We start from the raw sequence: 26,837 nt of genomic DNA, 5'->3' as shown, positions 1-26,837 counted from the left end.
GCTGCCGCCCCTGGAGGGATTCCCGCCCCGGGCGGCGCTGGAACGACTGCGCGGCCGGACCGTGGTCGTCAAGTTCGGCGGCCACGCGATGGTGAACGACGAGCTGACACGCGCCTTCGCCGAGGACGTCGTCGAACTGCGGCGCGCCGGTGTGCGGACCGTCGTCGTGCACGGCGGCGGACCCCAGATCAGCGCCCAGCTCAGCCGTCATGGAATCGACTCGCGGTTCGCGGCCGGCCTTCGGGTGACCACTCCGGAGACGATGGACGTCGTCCGGATGGTGCTCTCGGGCAAGGTGCAGCGCGAACTCGTCGGTCTGCTCAACGAGTACGGGCCGTACGCGGTCGGACTCACCGGCGAGGACGCGCACACCCTCGTCGCCGAGCGGCGTTACGGCGTGGTGGGCGGCGCGGCCGTCGACATCGGCCTGGTCGGGGACATCACGAAGGTCGACACCACACTCCTGCGCATGCTGCTCGACCACGGGCACATCCCGGTCGTCTCCCCGGTCGCCCGCGGGGAGGAGGGAGAGATCTACAACATCAACGCCGATACGGCGGCGGGCGCTGTCGCGGTCGCCCTGAAGGCGGAGACACTGGTGGTCCTCACCGATGTCGCCGGTCTGTACGCGGACTGGCCGGAGAGCGACCGGGTCGTCGAGCGGCTCACCGCGCGGGACCTGGACCTGCTGCTGCCGCGGCTGGACGGGGGCATGCTGCCGAAGATGGAAGCGTGCGGACGGGCGGTACGGGCCGGGGTCCGCAGCGCGCGTGTCCTCGACGGCAGGGTCGCCCATGCCCTGGTGACCGGTCTGCTGGCTCCGGAGCGCGGCGGTACGACGGGTACGACGGTCCTTCCGGACGCGGCGCCGGCACCGGCACCGGAGGAGACGGAGTCGGCGCCTCCGCTCCTCCGGACGGACCCGGTGCCACAGCCCTGATCCGTACGGCCGCCCGCATCCGTACATCCCGTCCGGGCCCGGTCGGCAACAGCCGGGGCCGGTCCGTAACAGCGGGGCCCCGGGCCGCGGACCGCCGTCTCAGCCGAGCGGCGCGGGCGCGGCGGGCCGGTCCGGCGTATCGGCGGCCGGTGCGGGAGCCTCCGGCTGAACCGGCGTCCCGTGGTGCCGGCTCACCGGGATGACCAGCGGCGTTCCGCTGACGGGATCGGTGGTCACCTGACAGCGCAGACCGAAGACGTCCTCGACCGTCTGAGCGGTGATCACCTCGGCCGGGGCGCCCTCCGCGGCGATCGCGCCCGCCTTCATCGCGATCACGTGATCGGCGTAACGGCAGGCCTGGTTGAGATCGTGGAGCACCATGACGACCGTGCGCTTCTCGTGCCGGTTGAGGTCCTTGACCAGGTCCAGCACATCGATCTGGTGCGCCAGGTCGAGATAGGTCGTCGGCTCGTCCAGCAGCAGTACGGGCGTGCCCTGGGCGACCGCCATCGCGATCCACGCGCGCTGCCGCTGCCCGCCGGAGAGTTCGTCCACGGGGCGCTCGGCGAGGTCCGTCATGGCGGTGGCGCGCAGCGCGTCGTGGACGGCCTGTTCGTCGCTCTTCGACCACTGCCGCCACCATGTCTGATGCGGTGAACGGCCGCGGCCGACCAGGTCGATGACCGTCAGCCCTTCCGGCGCGACCGGGCTCTGCGGCAATATGCCGAGCCGCTGGGCAAGTTCGCGGGTCGGGATGGAGCGCAGGGCCACGCCGTCGAGGTGTACGGCGCCGACGCGCGGCGACAGCAGCCGGGCCAACGCCCGCAGCAGCGTGGACTTGCCGCAGGCGTTGGCCCCGACGATCGCGGTGATCCGGCCCGGCGGTATCGCCACGTCGAGGCCGTCGACGACGACACGGTCGTCGTACGCCAGCCGCAGGCCCTCGGCCCTCAGGTCCGGGCCCTCGTGGTGCACGGGGTTCGATGACACGGGTTCAGCCTCCTGAGCCGACGCGGTTGGCACGGACGAGCAGCCAGAGCAGGACCGGGGCGCCGAGCACCCCGGTGACGAGGCCGACCGGGAGTTCGGTGCCCGGGACCACTTCACGGGCGAGCAGGTCGGCGGACAGTACCGTCACGGCGCCGGTGAGACCGGACGTGAGCGGCGGGGGCCAGGCGGTACGGGCCAGCCGCTGGGCGACCTGCGGCGCGGCGAGCGCCACAAAGGCGACCGGGCCGGCCGCCGCGGTGCCGAACGCGATCAGCCCGACCCCCGTGAGCAGGGTGGCCAGCCGGACCGGCTGTACGGGTGTCCCCAGCCCCTTCGCCACATCGTCACCGAGCTGGAGCGTCCGCAGCCGGCGGCCGAGCAGCAGCGCGACCGGTATGAGCACGGCCAGCGCGGTCGCCAGCGGGCCGACGGCGCCCCAGTCACGCCCGTTGAGGTTGCCGACGAGCCAGCCGAGCGACGCCTGGGCCTCGAACTGGCCGCCGTACGCCATCAGATAGTCCGTCAGGCTGGTGCAGACCCAGGAGACGCCGATGCCGACGAGCACGATCCGGTAGCCGGTCGTACCGCGCTTCCAGGCCAGGGCGTACACCAGCAGCGCGGTGGCCAGCGCGCCGAGCAGCCCCAGCGACTGGGTGCTCAGCCCCGCGTCCCAGCCGAGGACCACACCGGCCACCACCGCGGCGCCGGCACCCTGGGTGATACCGATCATGTCCGGGCTGGCGAGCGGATTGAGCGTCATGGTCTGGAAGAGGGCTCCGGACACCCCGAAGGCGATACCGACCAGCAGCCCGGTCAGCGCCCTCGGCAGCCGCAGCTCGTGGACGATGAGACCGGTGGCCGGATCGCTGGCGCCGACGAGGGACCGCATCACCTCGGTGACACCGATCGGCACCTCGCCCACGGATATGCCGAGGCAGAACACCAGGAAGCCGGCGAGCACCAGACCGGTGCCGACGACGACCAGCCGGGGCCGCAGCACCCCGGAGACCGGCGGGCGCGTCAGCCGGAACGCGGTACGGGCGGGCAGGCGCGGGCCGGTGCGGGCGCCCCGGGCGGTGCGGGCCGTACGGGGGGACAGCAGACCGGTCATGTTCACAGCTCCGCGAGTCGGCGGCGGCGGACCATCGCGATGAAGAACGGGCCGCCGATGAAGGCGACAAGAACACCGGCCTGGATCTCGACCGGCCGTGCGACGAGGCGTCCTGCGATATCGGCGAGGAGCAGCAGGCACGGTGCCAGCACGGCCGACAGCGGAAGGAGCCACCGGTGGTCGGGGCCGATCCCGGCCGCCTGGGTGAGGATACGCGCGATGTGCGGGACGACGAGACCGACGAAGACCACGGGTCCGATGACGGCCACCGCCCCGCCCGTGAGCAGTGTGACGGCGAGCACCCCCGCCACCCGTATCAGACCGAGCCGGGTGCCCAGCGAGGCCGCCACATCGTCACCGAGGGCAAGGCTGTTGAGCGCGGGGGCCAGGGACAGGGCGAGTACGGCACCGGCCACGAGGAACGGCAGCACCTGGGCGAGGCTGTCGCTGTTCTGCCCGGCGAGCGAGCCGGCCTCCCAGAAGCGGAACCGGTTCAGCGCGTCGGGGTCGGTGAGGACGACGGCGCTGGTGAACGAGGACAGGAGAGAGGTGATGGCGACACCGGCCAGCGCCAGCTTCACCGGAGTCGTCCCTGACCGTCCGAGTCCGCCCAGCAGATACACCAGAACGCTCGCGAACAGCGCGCCCGCGAAGGCGAACCAGATGTATCCGTAGACGGTGCTCAGCCCGAACACCCCGACGGAGACCGCGATGGCGAAGGCGGCTCCCGCGCTGACGCCGAGCACACCCGGGTCGGCGAGCGGATTGCGGGTCAGGGCCTGCATCAGACAGCCGGAGAGCCCGAGGGCCGCCCCCGCCGCCAGCCCGAGCGCGGTGCGCGGCAGCCGGACCGACCAGATGACATTGTCGATCCGGGAGTTCGGGGGATTCCCGAAGAGGGTCGACACGACCTGGTCGAGCGGCACGCTCAAGGCGCCGAACGCGATGGACAGCAGACACAGGGCGGCCAGCGCGCCGCCGGGCAGCGCCACCAGCAGCACCGCGCGCGGGGCTTTCGCCCCGGTCACCGAGCTTTCTCCACGTCAATGTCCTCACTGTGGCCGGGCACTCACTGCAGTCAGCGCCCCGGTGACCCGAAGACGAGTGCCTCTATCTGATTAGGTAACCCTTACCTTAGTATGACGGCGACTCGGGCTCGACCCGGGGACCGAACTGTTTGGGGAGGCGCGGCCGACGTGTCGGGTATCGAAGAAGTCATCGGCTACTGGCGCGACTTGCCGGCGGTGTCCTCGGCCGAAACGGCGCTGCCGGCGGATCGTCCCTATCCCGCGGTGCCGTCCGGGGAGTGGGGGATACGGACCCGGAGCCTGGCCGTGCGGGCGACGGACGAGACCTCGCTCGCCGCGTTCTTCGCGCTGCTGCACCGTTACAGCGGCGCGGCCGGCATCACCGTCGGACACGAGGCACTGCCGGTCCATGCCCACCTCGGAGACACTCCGTCGTTCCAGGAACTGGTGGAACGGGTGGCCGAGGCGCGAAGGGCCGCCGAGGCGCACCGGCTCCCGCTGTCCGTGCTCGTCGACGAGCTGAAGCCCGAACCCACCCGTGCGGGCGGACACTTCTTCAATGTCGCCTTCGACACCGCCGCCGCTCCCGAAGGCGCCGGCCGGGTGGAGGAGCCGACAGGCCCGCTGGATCTGGCGCTGAGCGTCGCGCCGGGGGCGGTCTGGGCGACATACCGTCAGGATCTCTTCGACGAAGCGACCATGGACCGGCTGCTCGGCCACTACGAGACCCTGCTGACGGACGGACTCGCGCGCCCCGGCACCGCGGTCGCCGAGCTGGAACTGACCACCGCGCGCGAACGGCACCGGCTGCTCGTGGAGCGGAACGCCACCGGGCACTCCGTACCGGCCGCCACCTGGCCCGCGATGTTCGCCGAGCAGGCCGAGCGGCACCCCGACGCGATCGCGCTGGTCTTCGAGGACACCCGGTACACCTACGCGGAACTGGACCAGCGGGCCAACCGGCTCGCCCACGCGCTGATCGCCCGAGGCGCGGGCCCCGAGCGGGTCGTGGCCCTCGCCCTGCCCCGCTCGGCCGAGATGATCGTCGCCCAGGTCGCCGTACTGAAGTCCGGCGCCGCGTATCTGCCTGTCGACCTGGACTACCCGGGCGACCGGATCGCGTACATGCTCGCCGACGCCGGACCGGTCTGCCTGGTGACGACGGCCGGCTCCCTGGACGGCCTCCCGGCGGAGGACGCCGTGCCGCGGTTCGTCCTCGATCTCCCGGAGACCGCCGCCGAGTTGGCGGGGCGCCCCGCGCACGATCCCACCGACGCCGACCGCGGCGGTGCGCTGTCCGTCCTGAACGCCGCGTACGTCATCTACACCTCCGGATCCACCGGCCGGCCCAAGGGGGTCGTTCTCTCCCACACCGGTGTCGCCAAGCTCGCCGCCACCCAGAGCGAACGTTTCGGCATCGGGCCGCACAGCCGCGTACTGCAATTCGCCTCGCCCAGCTTCGACGTGGCCTTCTGGGACCTGTGCCTGGGGCTGCTCTCCGGCGGGCGCCTCGTCGTCGTACCGAGCGAGCTGCGGGTGCCCGGTGTGCCCCTCGCGGACTACGCGAACGCGCACGGGATCACCTTTATGATCCTGCCCCCCGCCCTGCTGGCCGCGATGCCCGAGGAGGCCGCGCTGCCGGCCACCGCGACCCTGCTGGCCGGAACCGAACGCGTCTCGCCCGAGCTGGTGGGCAGGTATGCCCGCACCCGGATGATGTTCAACGCCTACGGTCCGACCGAGGCCACCACCAACTCCACGCTCGGCCTGTGCGACCCCGAGACCCCGGCCGGCGCGGTCGTCCCCATCGGCGTCCCCGACCCCGGCACCCGCGCCTATGTCCTCGACGCGCGGCTGCGGCCCGTCCCGGACGGCGTGCCCGGCGAGCTGTACCTCGGCGGCGCGGGACTCGCCCGCGGCTACCTCGGCAGGCCCGGCCTCACCGCCGAGCGGTTCGTCGCCGATCCCTTCGGCGCGCCGGGCGAGCGGCTCTACCGTACGGGCGACTTGGTGCGCTGGAGGGCCGACGGGCGGCTGGAGTTCCTCGGCCGGACCGACACCCAGATCAAGATCCGCGGCTTCCGTGTCGAACCGGGCGAGATCGAGTCCGTACTGCGCGGCCACCCCGCCGTCGAACAGGTCACGGTCGTCGCCCGCGAGGACCGCCCGGGAGAGCGCAGACTCGCCGCGTACATCGTCCCCTCGCTCGACACCGGCCCGGGCGACGAGACCGGCCGGGTCGAGGAGTGGAAGGACCTCCACGAGCTGTTCTACAGCGCCGCCGGATCCGAGGGCCGGGGCGAGGAGGGCGCCGTCCGTGAGAACTTCGCGGGCTGGAACAGCATGTACGACGGCACTCCCATCCCCGTCGGGGAGATGCGGGAGTGGCGCGACGCGACCGTCGACCGCATCCGCGAACTGGGCGCCCCCGGCAGGGTGCTGGAGATCGGCGTCGGCAGCGGACTGATCCTGTCCCGGCTCGCGCCGGACAGCGAGTCGTACTGGGGCACGGACCTCTCGCACGAGGCGCTGCGGGCTCTGCGCGCCCAGGTGGACGCGGTGCCCGGCCTGGCCTCCCGGGTGGAACTGAGCGCCCGGCCGGCCCATGAGACCGACGGACTGCCCAAGGGCTTCTTCGACACGGTCGTCATCAACTCGGTGGTCCAGTACTTTCCGGGCGAGGACTACCTGTCCCGCGTACTGCGCGAGTGCGCGGCGCTGCTGGCTCCCGGCGGCAGGATCTTCCTGGGTGACATCCGCAACCTCCGGCTGCTGCGCGCCCTGCGCGCCGCCGTGGAGAGCCGGCGGCCGGCCGTGTCCGACGACCCGGACAAGACGGCGCTGCGGACGGCGGTGGAGCGCTCGGTGAGCTGGGAGGGCGAACTGCTCCTGGATCCGGACTACTTCACCGCCCTGCCGGATCTGCCGGACTTCGAGGCGGACGTGCTCGTCAAGCGCGCCACGCACCACAACGAACTGAGCCGCTACCGGTACGACGTGGTGCTGCGGGCGCGGGAGACGGCATCGGCGATTGCCCCGCACGAAGTGCGCTGGTCCGCGCTCGACGGCCTCCCCGGGCTGGACGAGCTGCTCCGTACCCGCCCCGCCCGGGTCCGGGTCACCGGTGTGCCCAACGGGCGTCTCACCGAGGACCTTTCGGCGCTGCGGCTGCTGGAGGACAGCAGTACCCCCACCCCCGACGGCATCGACCCCGAGGACTTCCACCGGCTCGCGGCCCGCCATGGATACCGCTGCGTGGTGACCTGGAACGGGCACGCCGACGACGGCCGTCTCGATGTGGTCCTCACCGAGGGCGAGGCGCCCCTCGGCCCGGTGTACCGGCCGGGCGGCACCTTCCCGTACGCCAACCGGCCCGCGCCCTTCCGCGACATCACCGCGCTGATGCGGACCCTGCGCGCCCACACCGCCGGCCGGCTCCCCGAGTACATGGTGCCGTCGGCCTTCGTCCCCCTCGACCGGCTGCCCGTCACGCCCAGCGGAAAGCTCGACGAGAAGGCCCTGCCCGCACCGGACTACGGGGCCCTCAGCTCCGGCAGGGCCCCGCGCGACGCCCGTGAGGAACTGCTCTGCACGCTGTACGCGGAGGTGCTCGGCCTGCGGTCCGTCACCGTCGACGACGACTTCCTCGCGGTCGGCGGGGACAGCATCAACGCCATCCAACTGCTGATCCGGGCGCGCGCGGCGGGTGTCCGGCTCACCACCCAGGACGTCTTCCGGCACCGTACGGTCGCCGCCCTCGCGGCCGTCACCGCCGACCGTACGGAGCCGGGCCCCGCCACCGCCGATGGTCCGCTCCTCGCCCTCACCCCGGACGACATCGCCGAACTCCAGGGCACCGACCCGCTTCTCATCGAGGAACTGCTGCCCCTGGCCCCGCTCCAGGAGGGCTTCTTCTACCACTCCTTCGCCGGCGGCTCCGACGCCGACGCGTACACCGTGCAGCAGATCATCGAGTTGGCCGGACCGGTGGACGGCGAAGCGCTGCGCGCCGCGGCACAGGGGCTGCTCGACCGCCATGCCCCGCTGCGCGCCGCCTTCCGGCAGCACGGCACCGACGGCCGCGCCGTGCAGATCATCGCGGGCAGGGTCGCGCTGCCGTGGCGTGAGGTCGACCTGTCCGCCCAGGACCCGTCCGTCAGGGAGCCACTCGCCGAGGCTGTCGCCGCCGACGAGCGCGCCCACCGCTTCGACCTGGCCCGGCCGCCGCTGCTGCGGTGCGCTCTCGTACGGTACGGGCCCGAACGCGCCGCCCTTGTCCTGACCTTCCATCACATCGTCGCGGACGGCTGGTCGCTGCCCGTGCTGCACCGTGAGCTGATGGCCTTGTACGGGCAAGGTGCCCCGGCGCTGCCCGCGGTGGCCCCGTACCGTTCCCATCTCCGCCATCTCGCCGGTCTCGACCGCGAGGCCGCCCGCACGGCCTGGCGCACCGCTCTGGCCGGTCTCGACGAGCCGACCCGGCTGGTCCCGGCCCCGGCCGGCACCGGGCCGGTCCGTCCCGGGCAGATCCGTCTCGAACTCACCGAGCGGACGACCGCGCGGCTGGCGGCGCGGGCCCGCGAACTCGGCGTCACCCTCGGCACGGTCGTCCAGGGTGCCTGGGGCCTGCTGCTCGGCCGGCTCACCGGCCGGCACGACGTCGTGTTCGGCACGACGGTCTCCGGACGGGACGGCGAGGTCGACGGCATCGAGTCCATGGTGGGCCTGTTCATCAACACCCTGCCGACCCGCTTCGGCTGGCAGCCGGCCGACACGCTCTCGGCGCTGCTCAGCCGCCTCCAGGACGAGCAGGCACGGCTGCTGAACCACCAGCACCTCGGTCTGGCGGAGATCCAGCGGACCGCGGGACTCGCGGGCAGCGGCGAACTCTTCGACACCCTGCTCGTGTTCGAGAATTATCCGGCCGACACCGGCCCGCGCGACCCGTCTGACACGATCCGTATCACCGGACACGAGTTCCACGACACCGTCCACTACCCGCTGGCCCTTGTCGTCAAGCCCGGCCGACGGCTCGACCTGCGCCTCAAGCACCACGCCGAGCGGCTGGGCGGTGAGGCCGTACGCGCCATCGCCGACCGGCTCGCCCTGATCCTGGAGACATTCGCCGACGACCCCGCGCGGCCGGTCGCGCGGATCGGTCTGCTCTCCCCACGGGAACTGGCCGAGGCCGAGACCCTGCTCACCGGGGCCACGACCGATGTCCGCCCGGCGACCCTGTCCGCCGCCTTCGAGGAGCAGGCGGCGCGCACCCCCGACGCGACGGCCGTGATCTTCGGCGACGAGCGCCTGACCTACGCCGAACTGGACGCCCGCGCCGAGTCCCTGGCGCGGCGGCTGCGCGCCCTGGGCGCCGCGCCGGACCGGATCGTCGGTGTCGCCGTCCCGCGCTCCGCCGAACTGATGGTCGCGCTCCTCGGTGTCCTCAAGTCCGGCGCCGCCTATCTCCCGGTCGACCTGGACTACCCCGCCGACCGAGTGGCCCACATGCTGGCCGACTCGGGGGCCCGTACCGTCGTCACCGTCGCGGACTCGGCCGCCCGGCTGCCGCGGACCGACGGCCTCACGGTGCTCGTCCTGGACGCGCCGTACGACGAATCCCCCGATGCGGCTCCCGGTGCCGCGGCCGGTCCTGACGACCCCGCGTATCTCATCTACACCTCCGGATCCACGGGCCGCCCCAAGGGCGTTGTCGTCACCCATCGCGCGGTCCGCAACCGACTGGCCTGGATGCAGGGGGAGTACGGCCTCCGGGCCGACGACCGGGTCCTCCAGAAGACCCCGTCCAGCTTCGACGTGTCCGTGTGGGAGTTCTTCTGGCCGCTGACCGAGGGCGCAGCCGTCGTCCTCGCCAGGCCCGACGGACACCGCGACCCGTCCTATCTCGCCGCACTCGTCCGCGAACAGGGCATCACCACCCTCCACTTCGTACCGTCGATGCTCGAAGCGTTCCTCGCCTCGGAGGACGTCACCGGCGATCCCGGCTGGGCCGGGAGCCTGCGCCGTGCCTTCAGCAGCGGCGAGGCGCTGACCGCCTCCGCCGCGAGCCGCTGGCACACGCTCACCGGGGTGCCGCTGCACAATCTGTACGGCCCGACCGAGGCGGCCGTCGATGTCACCCATCACACCTACCGCCCCGACGGGACGCCGGACAGCACCACCGTTCCCATCGGGCGGCCGGTCTGGAACACCGGTCTGCGGGTACTCGACACCTGTCTGCGGCCGGTCCCGGCCGATGTCCCCGGCGAGCTGTATCTCACCGGTGCCCAGCTCGCCCGGGGCTACCACGACCGGCCCGCGCTGACCGCCGAACGCTTCACGGCGGACCCGTACGGCCCGCCCGGCGGCCGGATGTACCGCACCGGCGACCTGGTCAGGCGCCGGGCCGACGGTACGGTCGACTATCTCGGCCGCACCGACCGGCAGATCAAACTCCGCGGCAACCGGATCGAACCCGGCGAGATCGAGGCCGCTCTCGTCCGCCAGCCGTCCGTCGCCCAAGCCGTCGTCACCGTCCGTGAGAGCGCTCTCGTGGCGTATGTCGTCGGTACGGCCGGCCAGGTACCGGACGGCGCCGTGCTGCGGGCCGCGCTCGGCGGCCTCCTGCCCGCCCCCGCCGTGCCCGCCGCCTATGCCGTCCTCGACGCCCTGCCCCTCACCCCGAGCGGCAAGCTGGACCGGGCCGCCCTGCCCGCCCCGCAGGCCGTACGCGCCGAAGCCCGCGCGCCCCGCGACGCACGGGAACGCGCCCTCACCGAGATCTTCGCGGATGTGCTGAAGCTGACGGACGTCTCCGTCGACGACGACTTCTTCCTGCTCGGCGGCGACAGCATCAGCTCCATCGGCGTCTCGGGCCGGGCCCGCCGCGCGGGCCTGGACATCGGGCCCCGAGACATCTTCGAACACCGCACCCCGGCCGCCCTCGCCGCCACTGCGACCCTCGCCGCCGCCCCCGGGCCGGACCTGACCGCCATGTCCTCTTTCGTCCTCACCGCCGAGGAGAGGGCCCAGGTGGAGCGGCTCGCGCCGGGCGAGGTCGAGGACATCTGGCCCCTCGCGCCCCTCCAGGAAGGGCTGTTCTTCCACTCCACCTACGACGAGAACGCCCTGGACGTGTACACCGTCCACGAGTCCTTCGACTTCGCGGGCCGGATCGACACCGGCCGGCTGCGCGCCGCCGTACGGACGCTGCTCGCCCGGAACCCCGCGCTGCGCGCCGGATTCACCAGCGAAGGGCTGCGCCGGCCGGTGCAGTTCATCGTCCGCGACCCCGCGGTCCCGCTCGAAGAGACCGACCTCACCGGTCTCTCCGCAGCCGAACAGGACGAGCGGCTGGGCGCGTTGATGGACGAGGAGCGGCTGCGCCGCTTCGACCTCACCGAACCGCTGCTCTTCCGGATCCTGCTGATCAGGCTCGGCGAGGAGCGCGGCGACCGGCTGGTCATCGGCCGCCATCTCATCCTCTGGGACGGCTGGTCGGCCTGGCTCTTCCTCGACGAACTGTTCGCCCTGTACGAGAGCGGCGGGGAGCCGACGGGCCTGCCGGACCCCGGCTCGTACCGCGACTATCTGGCCTGGCTGGAGCGGCAGGACACCGACGAGGCCACCCGGGCCTGGCACTCCGCTCTCGACGGGCTGGAGGAGCCCACCCTGCTCGTGCCGGCCGTGGCCGACCGCGGCCTCGAACCCGTGGTCCCGGAGAGCCTCGACACCGTACTGACCACCGAGGCGAGCGAGCGGCTGCGCGACACCGCACGCCACCACGGTCTGACCCTCAACACCGTGCTCAATGCGGCCTGGGGACTGACCCTCGCGAGCGCCACCGGCCGTACCGATGTCGTCTTCGGCACGACCGTCGCGGGCCGGCCGAGCGAGGTGCCCGAGGTCGCGAACGTCATCGGGATGTTCCTGAACACCGTGCCCGCGCGCCTCGCGTTCGACCCGGCGGAACCGGTCGTCGAACTGCTGCGCAGGGTGCAGGCCGAGCGGCTGGATCTGCTTCCGTACGAGTATCTGGGCCTGGGGGTCCTCCAGGCGGAGACCGGCCACCGCCGTCTCTTCGACACCCTGTTCGTCCTGCGCAACGCCGACACCGAGGAGCGGCTGGCCGTACTGCGCGACCGGCACGGCGCCACCGCCGTCGCCAATGTGGACGCCACCCACTACCCCGTGAACCTGGTCGTCACCCCGGGCAGGCGGATCCGTATCACCCTCTCCTACCGTCCCGACCTGATCGAAAGCGGCTACGCGCACGACCTGCTGGCCCGGTTCGCCCTCCTGCTGGACGGACTCACCGCCGGCCCCGAGGCACCGGTCGGCGGTCTCGACGCGCTGCTGCCGGCCGAACGGCAGGCCCTGGAACGGGAGAACACCGCCACCAGAGAGCCCGTCCCCGACGAGACCGTCGCCGATCTGCTCGCCGCCCAGGCCGCCCGTACCCCCGACGCGACCGCACTCGTCTTCGGCACACGGACGCTCACCTACGCCGAACTCGACGCGCGCTGCGATCGCTTGGCCCGGCTGCTGATCGCACGCGGCGCCGGGCCCGAGCGCGTGGTGGCGCTCGGACTGCCGCGCTCGATCGACATGGTCGTCGCGCTCTTCGCCGTCCTGCGCACCGGCGCCGCCTATCTGCCGCTGGAACTGGACCATCCCGCCGACCGGCTCGCCCTGATGCTCGACGACGCGAAGCCGCTCCTCCTGCTCACCACCGCCGGAGTCTCGGACACCCTCGAAGGAGACGTCCCGCGCGTCCTGCTGGACGACCCCGCCGTCGAGGCGGAACTCGCCGCGCTGTCCACAGGACCGGTGCGTACCGTCTTCAGCCTCGATCACCCCGCCTATGTCATCTACACCTCCGGCTCCACCGGCCGCCCCAAGGGCGTCGTCACGCCGTACCGCGGGCTGACGAACATGCAGCTCAACCACCAGAAGGAGATCTTCGGCCCGGCCATCGCCGCGGCGGGCGGCCGGCGCCTGCGGGTCGCCCACACCGTCTCCTTCGCCTTCGACATGTCCTGGGAGGAGCTGCTCTGGCTCGTCGAGGGACACGAGGTGCACATCTGCGACGAAGAGCTGCGCCGTGACGCCGAGGCGCTGGTGGCGTACTGCGAGACCCACCGGATCGACGTCGTCAACGTCACCCCGACCTACGCCCATCTCCTCATCGAGGAGGGGCTGCTGGAGGGACACCGGCCCCCGCTCGTGCTGCTCGGCGGCGAGGCCGTCACCGAGATCGTCTGGAACCGGCTGCGCGACACCGAAGGCACCTACGGCTACAACCTGTACGGGCCCACCGAATACACCATCAACACCCTCGGCGGCGGTACGGACGACAGCCCCACCCCGACCGTCGGCCGCCCGATCCGCGCCACTCGGGCACACATCCTGGACGCCTGGCTGCGGCCTGTCCCGGACGGCGTACCAGGCGAGCTGTACATCGCGGGCGTCGGTCTGGCCCGCGGCTATCTGGGCAGGCCGGGGCTGACCGCAGAGCGCTTCGTGGCCGACCCGTTCGGCGCGCCCGGCGAGCGCGTGTACCGCACGGGCGATCTCGTACGGCGGCGGGCGGACGGCAATCTGGACTTCCTCGGCCGTACCGACGACCAGGTCAAGGTGCGCGGATACCGGGTCGAACTCCATGAGATCGAGACCGCGCTCACCCAGCACCCACGGGTCGCCCAGGCCGCCGTCATCGCCCGGGACGACCCCGCCGCGCCCGGCACGCAGCGCCTCGTCGGCTATGTCGTCCCGGCCGAACTCGACGACGAGAGGCGCGAGGAGGTCGAGCGCGAGCAGATCGGTGAGTGGCAGGAGATCTACTCCGCCGAATACACCGAGATCAACACCGCTGTTTTCACCGAGGACTTCGCCGGCTGGGACAGCTCGTACGACGGCACGCCCATTCCGCTGGAGCACATGCGGGAGTGGCGGGCCGCCACGGTGGAGCGCATCACCGAACTGCGGCCGCGCCGGATCCTGGAGATCGGCGTCGGATCCGGCCTGCTGCTCTCCCGGCTCGCCCCGGCGGCCGAGGCGTACTGGGCCACCGACTTCGCCGAACCCGTCATCCGCAAGATCCGCGAGGACCTCCGGCAGGAGCCCGCGCTCGCGGCCAAGGTCGAGCTGTGCGCCCGGCCCGCCCACGACCTCGACGGGCTGCCCACCGGATTCTTCGACACCGTCGTGATCAACTCGGTGATCCAGTACTTCCCCGGTATCGACTACCTCACCGATGTCATCAACCGTGTGATGGAACTGCTCACCCCGGACGGGACGCTGTTCGTGGGTGATGTGCGGAACCTCCGGCTGGCCCGGGCCTTCCAGTCCGCCGTCCAGCTCGCCAAGGCCGGCGAGGGCAGCGACCCGGCGACCGTACGGCGGGCCGTGGACCGGGGCATGGCGCTGGAGAAGGAACTCCTCGTCGATCCGGACTACTTCAGCACGCTGGGCTTCGCCGTCGACCTGCGGACCAAGGCGGGACGCCACCAGAACGAGCTGACACGGCACCGCTACGACGTCGTCCTCCACCGGGACCACGGCGCTGCCCTGGCGCTCGCCGACGCTCCGGCGACCGACTGGACGGGGTACGACGCCCTGGCCGCGCTGCTCGAAGAGCGACGTCCCGAGCGGCTGCGTGTGGTCGGGGTGCCCGACGCCCGTACGGCCGGCGAACTGGCCGTCGCGCGTGCCCTGGACGAGGGCCGCCCGCTCGGGCCCGTGGAGGTGGGCGTCGAGCCCGACTCACTGCGCGAGCTGGGCGTCCGTCTCGGCTACCGCGTTCTGACCACCTGGTCCGCCCGGCCCGGTAAGTACGAAGCCGTGCTGGTACGGGACGACGACGCCGGGTTCCGGGTGACCACGGGGCTCTACCGCCCGGCGGGCGGCGTCGCCCCGTACGCCAACGCGCCCACCACCGCACGCGGCGCCAACGCGCTCGTACGGCAGCTCCGGGAGGACCTCAAGCGACGGCTGCCCGACTACATGGTCCCGGCCGTCTTCACCGTGCTGCCCCGGCTGCCGATGAACGACAACGGAAAGCTCGACGTCCGGGCACTGCCCGAGCCCGAGCCGGCCGTCGCACAGGGCTCGGGGCGCGGTCCGCGTACCCCACGGGAGGAGATCCTCTGCCGGCTGTTCGCCGAGGTGCTCGGCCTGCCCGCGGTCGGCGCCGAGGACAACTTCTTCGATCTCGGCGGCCATTCGCTCCTCGCCACCCGGCTCGTCAGCCGCGCCCGCAACGAACTCGGCGCCGAACTCGCCATCCGTGATCTCTTCGAGGCCCCGACCCCGGAGCTGCTCGCGGACCGGACGGACGGGGTACGGCCCGCGCGGCCGGCCCTGGAACCGGCGGCGGAGCGGCCCGAGCGCCTGCCGCTGTCGGCCGCGCAGCGGCGGCTGTGGCTGGTGCAGCGCCTCACGGACGGCGGCGGTGTCGCGTACAACTTCCCGCTGGTGTTCCGGCTGCGCGGCACGCTCGACCTGGCGGCTCTGCGGGCCGCGCTGCGCGATGTCGCGGGTCGCCACGAAGCGCTCCGTACCCGCTTCGAGGAGTACGAGGGCGAGCCGTACCAGCGGATCGTCCCGGCCGAGGAGGCCGAGCCCGCGTTCACCGTGACCGACTGCGCCGAACAGGACCTTGCCGCACGCGTCGAGGAGATCCAGCGCCGCCCGTTCGACCTGAGCGCCGAACTGCCCCTGCGGGCCGAGGTACTGAGGCTCGGTCCTGACGACCACGTGGTGGCCCTCGTACTGCACCACATCACCACCGACGAGTGGTCGGACCGCCCCTTCCTCTCCGATCTCGCCTTCGCCCACGCGGCACGGTCCGCGGGCCGGGCCCCGCTGTGGGAGCGGGACCTGCCCGCGCAGTACGCCGACTACACGCTCTGGCAGAACCGCCTCCTGGACGAGGTGGGGGAGCGGCAGCTCGCCTACTGGACCGAGACCCTGCGCGATCTGCCCGAGCGGGTGGAACTGCCGCTGGACCGCCGGCAGCCGGCGCGGCTGACCGGCCGGGCGGGAACGGTACGGGCCGGACTCCCCGCCGGCACCGCGAGCGCCCTGCGCGAGCTGTCCGCCACCCAGGGCGTCAGCATGTTCATGCTGTTCCAGGCCGCCACCGCCGCGCTGCTGCACCGGCTCGGCGCCGGCGACGACATTCCGCTCGGGGCGCCCATAGCGGGCCGCACCGACTCCGCCCTGGACGATCTGGTCGGCTTCTTCGTCAACACACTGGTCCTGCGCACGGATCTGTCGGGCGATCCGTCCTTCACCGAACTGCTCGCCCGGGTGCGGGAATCCGCGCTGGCGGCCTTCGAGCACCAGGACGTGCCCTTCGACCGGGTCGTCGAGGCCGTCAACCCCGCCCGTGTGGCGGACCGCAACCCGCTGTTCCAGGTCATGATCGGCTACCACTACCGCCCCGACGGGGACCCGGACCTCTTCGGCCCGGACACCGAGTGGTTCGACATGGACACCGGCATGGCCAAGTTCGATCTGGATTTCACCTTCGTCGATCACGGCGAGGACCGCTCCCTGGCCCTCCTGCTGGAGTACGCCGCCGACCTGGTCGATCCCGGTACCGCCGAGCTGCTCGTGGAGCGGATGGTGGCCCTGCTGGAACAGATCGTGCGGGCCCCCGGACAGCCCGTGGGGGCGCTGCGGGTCCTCACCGACGCGGAGGACCTGGCCGCGCGGACCACCTGGAACGACACCGGCCGGCCGGTCGAGTCCCGTACGGTTCCGGAGATCTTCGCGGGGACAGTACGCGCCAGGCCGGACGCCACCGCCCTGGTCACCTCCGGCGGCCGGCTCACCTTCGCCCAACTGGCCGCGAAGGCCGGTGAGATCACCCGCGCGCTGAGGCGCCGGGGAGCCGTTGCCGAGACGGTCGTCGGACTGGCCCTGCCGCGCGACGCGATGGTGCCCGCGATTCTCGGTGTGCTCGCGTCGGGCGCCGCGTATCTGCCGCTCGACCCCGACCACCCGGCGGACCGGCTGGAGTTCATGCTGTCCGACGCGGCACCCCGCTGCGTACTGACGACCGCCGCCCTCGCGCCGAAACTGCCGGACGGGCATGAACTCGTCCTGCTGGAGTCCGTCGGCGAGGACCCGGACGGGGAAGAGCCGGACGGGACCGGCCAGGCCCCGCCGCACCCCGCGTCGGCCGCGTACATCATCTTCACCTCCGGGTCCACCGGCACCCCCAAGGGCGTCGTCGGAACCCATCGCGGCCTCAGCAATCTCTTCGGCTCGCACCACAAGGATCTGATCCTGCCCGCCGAGCAAGCCGCGGGCCGGTCCGTCCTGCGCGCGCTGCACGCCGCCTCGTTCAGCTTCGACGGTTCGTGGGAGCCGATGCTGTGGCTGCTCGCCGGCCATGAACTGCATGTCGTCGACGAGGCGACCATGACGGATCCGGCCGCGCTGCTCAGCCGGCTGACGGCCGAGCGGATGGACTTCGTCGACTTCACCCCGACCTATCTGCGCGAGCTGACCCACCATGGATTCCTCGAACCCGGCGGGTATGTGCCCGGTGTCGTCGCGGTCGGCGGCGAGGCCACCCCGCCGCCGGTCTGGGACCGGCTCCGCGCGCTGCCCGGCACCGCGGTCCACGATCTGTACGGGCCCACCGAGTGCGCCGTCGACTCGTACGGCTGGCACGGGGAGGCCGACGGCCGCACCTGGGCCGCGCCGCTCGCCAATATCCGCGCGCATGTCCTGGACGCGACGCTCCGGCCGGTCCCGGCCGCGGTGGCCGGCGAGCTGTATCTCGCGGGGGAGGGCCTGGCCCGTGGCTATCTGAACCGGCCCGCGCTGACCACGGAACGGTTCACCGCCGACCCCTACGGCCCTCCCGGCAGCAGGATGTACCGCACCGGTGACCTCGTCAGGCGCCGCGCCGACGGCACCCTGGAGTTCCTGGGCAGGGCGGACGACCAGGTCAAGCTGCGCGGGCTCCGGATCGAACTCGGCGAGATCGAGTCCCGCGTCGGCGCGCACCCCGGTGTCGCCACGGCGGCCGTGATCGTACGGGAGGACACCCCCGGCGTACCCCGTCTGGTCGGGTACGCCGTGCCCGCACCCGGCCACACCCTGGACCCGGCCGCGCTGCGGGCCCACACCGCCGCCGCGCTGCCCGCGAACATGGTCCCCGCCGCCTTCGTCACCGTGGCGGCACTGCCGCGGACCGTCAGCGGCAAGCTCGACCGGGCCGCCCTGCCCGCGCCGGACTTCTCCGCGGCCCCGGCGGGCCGGCGCCCGCGCACCCCGGCCGAGGAGATCCTCTGCGAGCAGTTCGCCGAGGTGCTCGGCGTCGAACGGGTGGGCGTCGACGACAACTTCTTCGAACTCGGCGGCCACTCGCTGCTGGCGATGCGGCTGGTGGTGAAGGTCCGCGCGGCGCTCGGCGCGCACATCTCGCTGCGCACGGTCTTCGACCACCCGACCGTGGCCCGCCTTGCCACGGCCCAGGCCGGGCGGACCGGCGGGCACCGGCCCGCGCTTACCACGGGGGAGCGGCCCGACCGGCTGCCCCTGTCGTCGGCGCAGCGGCGGCTCTGGGTGCTGTACCAGGTCGAGGGCGCGAGCCCCACGTACAACATCCCGTCCGCCTGGCGGCTGTCCGGCGCACTCGACATCGACGCGCTGCGCGCCGCCGTGGGAGATCTGGCGGAGCGCCACGAGACCCTGCGTACGGTCTTCCCGGAGGAGGCGGGCACCGCGTACCAGCGGATCCTGGACCACGGGGAGTACGAGATCCCGGTGGAGGTCGTTCCCGCGGACGAAGGGAGCCTCGCCGGACTGCTGGCCGACGCGGCGGCGTACGGCTTCGCGCTGGACTATGAACCGCCCCTGCGGGTGGCGGTGTTCAGGCTGAGCGAGGACGAACACGTGCTGCTGGTCCTGGTGCACCACATCGCGGGCGACGAATGGTCCGAGCAGGCCCTGACCCGGGACCTGGCCACCGCCTACGCGGCGCGCGCCGCCGGCCGCGCGCCGGACCGGGCACCGCTGCCCGTGCAGTACGCCGACTACACCCTGTGGCAGCGGTCCGTCCTGGGCGACGAGAAGGACCCGGACAGCCTAGCGTCCCGGCAGCTCGCGTACTGGAAGGAGACCCTGGCCGGGCTCCCCGAGGAGCTGGCACTGCCCACCGACCGGCCGCGCCCGGCGGAGAGCAGCTACCGGGGCGGGGCCGTCGACCTCTCGCTCGGCCCGGAGCTGACCGGCTCGCTGCGTGAGCTGGCGCGCGGCGCCGGGGTCAGTATGTTCATGCTGATGCAGGCCGCCGTGGCGGCCCTGCTGACCCGGCTCGGCGCCGGTACGGCCATCCCCGTCGGCAGTCCGATCGCCGGACGCCAGGACGAGGCGCTGGAGGACCTGGTCGGGTTCTTCCTCAACACCCTCGTCCTGCGCACGGACACCTCCGGCGATCCGGGCTTCCGTGAACTGCTGGCCCGGGTCAGGGACACCGACCTCGCCGCCTACGACCACCAGGACGTGCCCTTCGAGCGGGTGGTGGAGGCGCTCAACCCGCCCCGCTCACTGGCCCGTCACCCGCTGTTCCAGGTGATGGTCGTCTATCTCGCCGCGGGCCCTGCGGGCCCGGCGCTGCCGGGACTCGTCTCGCGCGAGGAGGAAGTGGGCCAGGGCACCGCGAAGTTCGACCTGTCCTTCGACTTCGTGGAGCACGCGGACGGCGGCGGTGTCCACGGAGTGCTCGAATACAGCGCCGACCTGTACGACCCGGCCACCGCGGAAGCGATCGCGGAGCGGCTGCGCCGGGTGCTGCGCGCGGTCGCCGCGGAGCCGGACCTGTCCATCGGCCGCATCGACATCCTCGGCGACGAAGAGCGGCACCGGATACTGGAGGAGTGGAACGCCCGGGAGCCGGCCGCGGCGCCGACCACCGTACCGGCGCTGTTCGAGCGGCAGGTGCGGCGCAGTCCCGACGCCCCGGCCGTGGCCTCCGACGGCGTCGAGCTGAGCTACGCCGAACTGGACGCCGAGGCGAACCGGCTGGCCCGGCTGCTGATCGAGCGCGGAGCCGGGCCCGAGCGGATCGTCGCGCTGGCGCTGCCCCGTACCGCCCGTACGCTGCTGGCGATCCTGGCCGTGCAGAAGGCGGGAGCCGCGTATCTGCCGCTCGACCCCGACGTCCCGGCGGCACGCACCGCCGGCATGCTGGCCGACGCCCTCCCCGTACTGACCCTGACCACCCGCGCGCTCGCCCCGCTGCTGCCCGGTTCCACGGTGCCGATGCTGGTACTGGACGACCCGGAGACCGTGGACGCGCTCGCCGCTCACGACCCCGGGGAGGTGACGGACCGGGACCGTACGAGCCCGCTGACCCCCGGGCATCCCGCCTATGTGATCTACACCTCCGGCTCGACGGGCCGTCCGAAGGGGGTCGTCGTCACCCATGAGACGGTCGGCAATCTGTTCCACAGCCACCGGGAGACGCTGTACGAACCGGCCGTCGCGGCCACCGGCAGGCGGCATCTGCGGGCCGGACACGCCTGGTCGTTCTCGTTCGACGCCTCCTGGCAGCCGCAGTTGTGGCTGCTCGACGGGCACTGTGTCCATGTGGTGTCCGAGGAGACACGGCGCGATCCCGAACTGCTCGCGGCGGCCGTCGTCGAGCACGGTTTCGACTTCCTCGAAGTGACACCCTCGTTCTTCGCGCAGATGGCCGAGGCGGGTCTCGTCCCGGACGGTGCCTGCCCCCTCGCGGTGATCGGCGTGGGCGGCGAGGCCGTACCGCAGGCGCTCTGGGAGAAGCTGCGCGGACTGCGCGGCACGGAGGCGTTCAATCTGTACGGGCCCACCGAGTCGACCGTGGACGCCCTGGTGGCGCGTGTACGCGACAGCGAACGGCCCCTGGTCGGCCGTCCGGTGGCGGGCACCCGGGCCCATGTGCTCGACGAATTCCTGCGGCCCCTGCCGCCGGGGGTGCCCGGCGAGCTGTATCTCGCGGGCGGCGGTCTGGCCCGGGGCTATCTGAACCGGCCGGCCCTGACCGCGGAACGGTTTGTCGCCGACCCGTTCGGTCCTCCCGGCTCCCGGCTCTACCGTACGGGCGACCTCGCCCGGTGGACGGCGGACGGGATGCTGGACTATCTGGGCCGGGCGGACGACCAGGTCAAGATCCGTGGATTCCGCATCGAACTGGCGGAGATCGAGGACGTACTGGCCGCTCACCCGGACTGCGGAGAAGTGGTGGTGACGGTCCGTCAGGACGGCCCGCGCACCCGGCTCGTGGCGTATGTGGTGGCGGCCGCAGGCCAGTTGCCCGACCCCGGCGTGCTGCGCGCGCATGTCGGGCGCCATCTGCCCGACTACATGGTTCCGGCGGCGGTGGTCCCGCTGGACCGGCTGCCCACGCTCAGCAACGGCAAGCTCGACCGCAGGGCGCTGCCCGCGCCCGATTTCACCGCGGTCCTGTCGGGGCGCGCACCGCGGACGCCCCGGGAGAAGCTCCTCTGCTCGGTCTTCGCCGAGGTCCTGGGGCTGGAGCGGGTGGGTGCGGAGGACGACTTCTTCGCGCTCGGGGGCGACAGCATCATGGCGATGCGACTCGTCAGCCGGGCACGCGCGGCCGGTCTGCGGATCACGCCCCGGCTGGTCTTCCAGCACCGCACGGTGGCGGGCCTGAGCACCGTCGCCGTCGAAGAGACCGCCGGCGTGGCGCGTACACCGTACGACGGCACGGGCAGCGTTCCGCTCACCCCGGTCATGCACTGGCTCCGTGAACTGGGCGGCCCCTTCAAGGGCTACCACCAGGCGGCGCTCGTACAGACCCCGGCGGCACTGGACCGCCCCAAGCTGGTGAGTGTGCTCCGGGCACTGGCGGACCGGCACGACATGCTGCGGGCACGGCTGGTGCGGACGGACCGGGACGACTGGTCCCTGGAGGTCCCGCCCGCGGCCACGGCCGACACCGGCACCTGGGTGGAACGGGTCGACGCGACCGGTCTGGACGGGGACGCCCTGCGCGAGTGCGTCGCGGAGCGGGCCCGCGCGGCACGGGACGCTCTCGACCCTGAGGCCGGCCAGGGCGTCAGGGCGGTGTGGTTCGACGCGGGCGATCGTCCCGGCCGGCTGCTGCTGATGGCACATCATCTGCTGGTCGACGGTGTCTCCTGGCGGGTGCTGCTGCCCGATCTGGCGGTCGCCTGGCAGGACGTGTCCGAGGGCCGTCCGGCCGCACTCGCCGAGGTCGGGACATCGTTCCGGCAGTGGGCGAACCGCCTCACGGAACTCGCCCGGCAGCCGGAACGCGAGGCCGAACTGCCCTTCTGGACCGGTCTTCTCGACGGCGCGGAGCCGCTCCCGCTGGTCAGCCCGCCGGACCCCGCGCGGGACACGGCCGGCACCGTACGGGAGCTGGAGCTGCGGCTGGACCCGGAACGCACCGGTCCGCTGCTGTCCACGGTCCCCGCCGTCCTCGGCGCGACCGTCAACGACGTCCTGCTGACCGGGCTGGGTCTCGCGCTGACGGACTGGCTGCGGCGCCGCGGCGCGGGCGCGGGCGGCGGGGTGCTGGTCGACCTGGAGGGCCACGGCCGCGAGGAGGAACTGGCCGAGGACGCCGATCTGTCCCGTACCGTCGGCTGGTTCACCAGCGTCTTCCCGGTCCGGCTCGACCCGGGCCCGGTCGACCTGGCCGATGCCTTCGCCGGCGGCCCGGCCGTCGACGAGGCGCTGCGGCGGGTGCGGGAGCACCTGGGCTCGCTGCCCGCCAACGGCGTGGGTTACGGCATGCTGCGCCATCTCAACCCGCGGACGGCACCGGTACTCGCGGCGTTTGAGGCACCGCGGATCGAGTTCAACTACCTGGGCCGCTTCGACGTTCCGGAGGCGACCGACTGGTCGTACGCCCCGGAGGAGGACGCGGCGGACATCGGCCCGGAGCCGGCGATGCGGGAGGGGCACGCACTGGGCATCAATGTCGTCACGGAGGACCGTCCCGGCGGTCCTGTCCTGGCCGCCAACTGGTCCTGGCCGGCGGCCGTGCTGGAGGAGAAGGACATCAGGGACCTCGCGCGGACCTGGTTCCGGGCGCTGGAAGCGCTGGTGGCTCGCGCCACGGCATCTAACGAGGAGAGATGAGCATGAGCGGCAACCCGTTCGAGAACCCCGACGGGGTCTACTCGGTGCTGGTCAACGACGAGGGGCAGCACAGTCTGTGGCCGGACTTCGTGGACATCCCGGCCGGCTGGACCCGCGTCCACGGTCCCGGAGGGCGCCAGGAGTGCCTGGACTACGTCGAGTCCCACTGGACGGATCTGCGCCCCAGGAGCCTGCACCACCAGTGAGCCGCCTTCACCATCAATGAGACTGGGTCAACTTCGCCACCGGTGACACGAAGGGCCCGGACCGAACGGTCCGGGCCCTTCCCGCTGTTGAGTACGCGGCTGCGGCTACGGCTGCTCCACCTTCGTCGCGGGATCCCCGTCCACCGCCGCCGCGAGCATCGGCTCCAGCCGGTCCATCGCGTACGGCAGGCTCAGCACCGTACCCATGGACAGCGCGTTCCCGAAGTCGCTCGTCTCGGCGACGAAGACCTCACGCCCCTGCTTCACCACGTCCAGATCCCCGTACGTCGGGTCCTTGTGCAGCTTCTCCGCGTTCTTGGCGACGTCCTCCACGAACCACACCGCCACCTTCTGGTTCAGCAGATCGGTGCGCTCCTCGCTGATGTTCGCGCCGAACTTGTCGCCGATCGCCCTGTCGAGTCCGGCCGGCAGACTGAAGCCGTAGGACGTCAGCAGCCGTGAACGGGGGTCCTGGCTGCCGAAGACGAACTTCCCCTCGTACGGTGTGGCCATCACGCCCGTGGCGCCGCTGAAGTCCGGGTGCTTCTCGCGCGCGGCGGCGAACTTCGCCTCCACTCCGTCGACCAGCTTCTTCGCCTCGGCCTCCTTGCCGAGGGCCTTGCCTATCGTCTCCGTCTGGAGCTCCCAGGGGATGCCGTAGTCGTTGTACTGCTTCGGCTGGGCGAGCACCGGCGCGAACTTCGAGAGCGTCGTGTACTGCTCCTTTGTGAGGCCCGAGTACAGAGCGATGATCAGATCCGGCTTGAGCGCGGCGATCCGCTCGGCCTGGGGTCCGGTACCGGTGTCCTTGAGGAGCGTCGGTGTCGCACCGCCGTTCAGCTCGGCCGTGGCCCACGGCCCCAGCGCGCCCTTGTACGCGCCCAGCCATTCGGTCGTCCCGACCGGGACCTTGCCCAGTGCCAGTACGGCGTCCTGGTCGGTGAGGCCGACCGTGACAATGCGCTGGGGCTCGGATCCGACCGTCGTACTGCCGAACTTGTGGGCGATGGTGACGGGATACGAACCGGCTGCCGCCGAGTCCTTCCCCGGGGCCGCCGGGTCCGGCTCCGGGTCCTGACCGGAACCGCACGCGGTGACGGCGAACAGCAGGAGTACGGACGCGGACGCGGCGGCGAGCCGGTCGGCGCGGAGAGTGCGGGCCATCGAGAGGTCCTTCGTGTCCGGTGCTTCTCTGGTGGGTGGGTGCGGGGGATTGCGGTACGAGGTCAGGAGGGTCAGGGCGCGGTGTCGCGGCGGTACGACCAGGCCTCCCACAGAGCCGCGTACGTGCCGCCGGCCGCGAGCAGTTCGTCGTGCGTGCCGGATTCCGCCACCCGTCCGGCGTCCATGACCACGATCCGGTCCGCGCTCGCGGCCTGTGTCAGACGGTGGGCGACGATCAGGGCCGTACGGCCGTCCACCGCGCGGGCGGCGGCCTTCTCCAGGGCGCGCGCCCCGGCACTGCCCGCCTCCGCGGTGGCCTCGTCGAGGATCGCCACGGGCGGATCGGCCAGCACCAGCCGGGCCAGGGCGAGTTGCTGCGACTGCGCGCCGGTGAGCTGGTGCCCGCCCTCGCCGACGACGGTGGCCAGACCGTCCGGCAGCAGGGCGGCCCAGCTCAGCGCGTCCACGCGGTCGAGCGCCGCGCGCAGTTCCGCTTCGGTGGCGCCGGGTCGGGCCAGCCGCAGGTCGTCGGCGAGCGGTCCGGCGAAGACATGCACGTCCTGGGTGATGAGGGCGATGTTCCGGCGGATCTCGGGCCCGCCGAGCGAGTCCAGTTCCGCGCCGCCGATCCGTACCGTGCCCTCGGACGGCCGGTGGATACCGGCGGTGATCTTCGCCAGCGTGGTCTTTCCCGCGCCGCTCGCCCCGACCAGCGCGATCCGCTCGCGCGGCCGGACCGCCAGATCCACCCCATGGAGGACGGGATGCCCCGGCCGGTACGCGTGACCGATCCCGTCGAGGGCGACCGACGCGTCACGCGGCACGGCCCGCCCCTCCGTCCGGACCGGGGGCAGGTCGACCACCCCGACGAGCCGGGCCAGGCCCGCCGTCGCCGACTGCGCGTCGTCGACCAGCATCAGCGCCGCGTTGACGGGGGTGAACAGGCTGTGGAAGTAGAGCGCCGCGGCCGTCGCCGTACCGACGGAAACCGCGTCGGCGCGCACCAGCAGGAAGCCCGCCACCAGTACGGCCGCGAGACCCGTGAACTCGGCGATGTGCAGCCGGGTGTAGAAGCGCAGGACCAGCTGGACTCCGCGCATGGTCAGCGCCACCACGGACCGGGACCGCTCGGTGACCCGCTCGGTGTGCTCCTCCTCCAGCCGGAAGGCGCGTACGGTCCGCGCCCCGCCGATACTGTCCAGAAGCTGCTGCTGCTGGGCCCCGTTGGCGACGCGCTGCTCGGCGTAGAGCGGCGCGGCGTTCCGTACGTACCAGCGTGCGGTGTACGCCTGTACGGGCACGGCGAGCAGCGCGGCGAGCAAAAAACGCCAGTCGAGCAGGGCCAGCGCGCCCAGGGTGAGGACGATCGCCAGCATCGAACGGGCCAGCTCGGGCAGCGCGTTGCGGACCGCGTCGGCGATCAGTGACACATCGCCGGTGACCCGCGCCGTCAGATCCCCCGAGCCCGCGCCCTCCACCTGCTCCAGGGGAAGGTTCAGGGCGCGGTCCACGAACCGCTCGCGCAGCCGGGCGAGTACGGTCTCGCCGAGCCGCGAGACCAGCGAGAGCCCGAGGCCGGTGGCGGCGCCCTGGACGACCGCGACCACCGCCAGCAGCGCCACGGGTGCGACGACCGCGTCGGCCGGCCGGCCCTCGGTGACCACGTCCACGATATGGCCGAGCACCGGCTGCACCACCAGTCCGACCGCCGTCGCGGCGACCATGGTGACCAGGGCCGCGAGGGCCAGCGGCCGGTGGGGGCGCAGGAGTTCGCGTACCGCCGCGCGGGTGCGGCGGGCGGAGGCGGTGGGCAGCAGCGCCCGGCCGTCCTCGTCCGCGGTGTGGCCGTCCTCTCCGGCGCGGCCGTTCTCCCCGGCGTGGCCGTTCCTGATTCGGCCGTCGGTACGGTCGTCCGTCACGCGAAGACCGCCGTCCGGTAGCTCTCGTGGCGTTGTACGAGACGGGCGTGGGGCGCCGAGTCGGTGACGCGTCCGCCGTGCAGGAACACCACCCGGTCGGTCACCGCGAGCAGCGCCGGGCTGGTGGTGACCAGGATTGTCGTGCGCCCGTGCCGGAAGTCCCTGAGCGCGTCGGCCATCCGGGCCTCCGTGACGGTGTCGACCGCGGTCGTGGGGTCGTGCAGGACCAGCACCGGGGCCTCGGGGGGGAGGGCGCCAGGGGAGGCACAGTCGCGCCTCCTGTAGCCCCGAAAGGAACACCCACCCCCCCTTCCCCGCCCCTCGCACGCGCCGTGGGGGGTATTG

The 26,837-nt window shown here is 72.6% G+C and carries 8 protein-coding genes and 1 pseudogene; 3 read left to right on the top strand and 6 right to left on the bottom strand.

Annotation, left to right across the window (positions count from 1 at the left end; all coding sequences use genetic code 11):
- Position 1: 1 nt before the first annotated feature.
- Positions 2 to 940, top strand: a complete 939-nt coding sequence (gene argB / locus ACFU9P_RS03400) for an acetylglutamate kinase (protein WP_384077910.1) — start codon at positions 2 to 4, stop codon at positions 938 to 940.
- Positions 941 to 1,039: 99 nt separating this feature from the next.
- Here the strand turns inward: argB and ACFU9P_RS03395 are convergent, their stop codons facing one another.
- The 3 genes from ACFU9P_RS03395 to ACFU9P_RS03385 are packed head-to-tail and all read right to left on the bottom strand — an operon-like array spanning position 1,040 to position 4,033.
- The gene (locus tag ACFU9P_RS03395) at positions 1,040 to 1,930 is read right to left on the bottom strand and encodes an ABC transporter ATP-binding protein (protein WP_384077528.1); all 891 of its coding nucleotides are present in this window, start codon (positions 1,928 to 1,930) and stop codon (positions 1,040 to 1,042) included.
- Positions 1,931 to 1,934: 4 nt separating this feature from the next.
- On the bottom strand, positions 1,935 to 3,041 hold the full coding sequence (locus tag ACFU9P_RS03390; protein ID WP_384077526.1) for a FecCD family ABC transporter permease: 1,107 nt from the start codon (positions 3,039 to 3,041) through the stop codon (positions 1,935 to 1,937).
- 2 nt (positions 3,042 to 3,043) lie between these two features.
- The gene (locus tag ACFU9P_RS03385; RefSeq protein WP_384077909.1) at positions 3,044 to 4,033 is read right to left on the bottom strand and encodes a FecCD family ABC transporter permease; all 990 of its coding nucleotides are present in this window, start codon (positions 4,031 to 4,033) and stop codon (positions 3,044 to 3,046) included.
- Between the two features lie 204 nt (positions 4,034 to 4,237).
- On the opposite strand from ACFU9P_RS03385, the gene ACFU9P_RS03380 reads away from it, so the two are divergent.
- A complete protein-coding gene (locus ACFU9P_RS03380; RefSeq protein ID WP_384077524.1) occupies positions 4,238 to 23,203 on the top strand; it encodes an amino acid adenylation domain-containing protein in 18,966 nt (6,321 codons plus the stop codon).
- Between the two features lie 2 nt (positions 23,204 to 23,205).
- Positions 23,206 to 23,409, top strand: a complete 204-nt coding sequence (locus tag ACFU9P_RS03375; RefSeq protein WP_384077522.1) for an MbtH family protein — start codon at positions 23,206 to 23,208, stop codon at positions 23,407 to 23,409.
- Between the two features lie 105 nt (positions 23,410 to 23,514).
- On the opposite strand, the gene ACFU9P_RS03370 is transcribed toward ACFU9P_RS03375, so the two are convergent.
- The 3 genes and pseudogenes from ACFU9P_RS03370 to ACFU9P_RS03360 all read right to left on the bottom strand — a co-directional run.
- Positions 23,515 to 24,573: an iron-siderophore ABC transporter substrate-binding protein gene (locus tag ACFU9P_RS03370; protein WP_384077520.1), complete on the bottom strand. Its 1,059-nt coding sequence runs from the start codon at positions 24,571 to 24,573 to the stop codon at positions 23,515 to 23,517.
- A gap of 71 nt (positions 24,574 to 24,644) precedes the next feature.
- Positions 24,645 to 26,390, bottom strand: a complete 1,746-nt coding sequence (locus ACFU9P_RS03365) for an ABC transporter ATP-binding protein (protein ID WP_384077908.1) — start codon at positions 26,388 to 26,390, stop codon at positions 24,645 to 24,647.
- A 98-nt stretch (positions 26,391 to 26,488) separates the two neighbouring features.
- Positions 26,489 to 26,837 (bottom strand): annotated as a pseudogene (locus ACFU9P_RS03360) (ABC transporter ATP-binding protein); the annotation flags it as partial.

Origin of the sequence: Streptomyces sp. NPDC057617, assembly GCF_042800555.1 — a bacterium.
Classification (GTDB): domain Bacteria; phylum Actinomycetota; class Actinomycetes; order Streptomycetales; family Streptomycetaceae; genus Streptomyces.
This window is presented reverse-complemented; position numbering and strand designations above follow the sequence as displayed.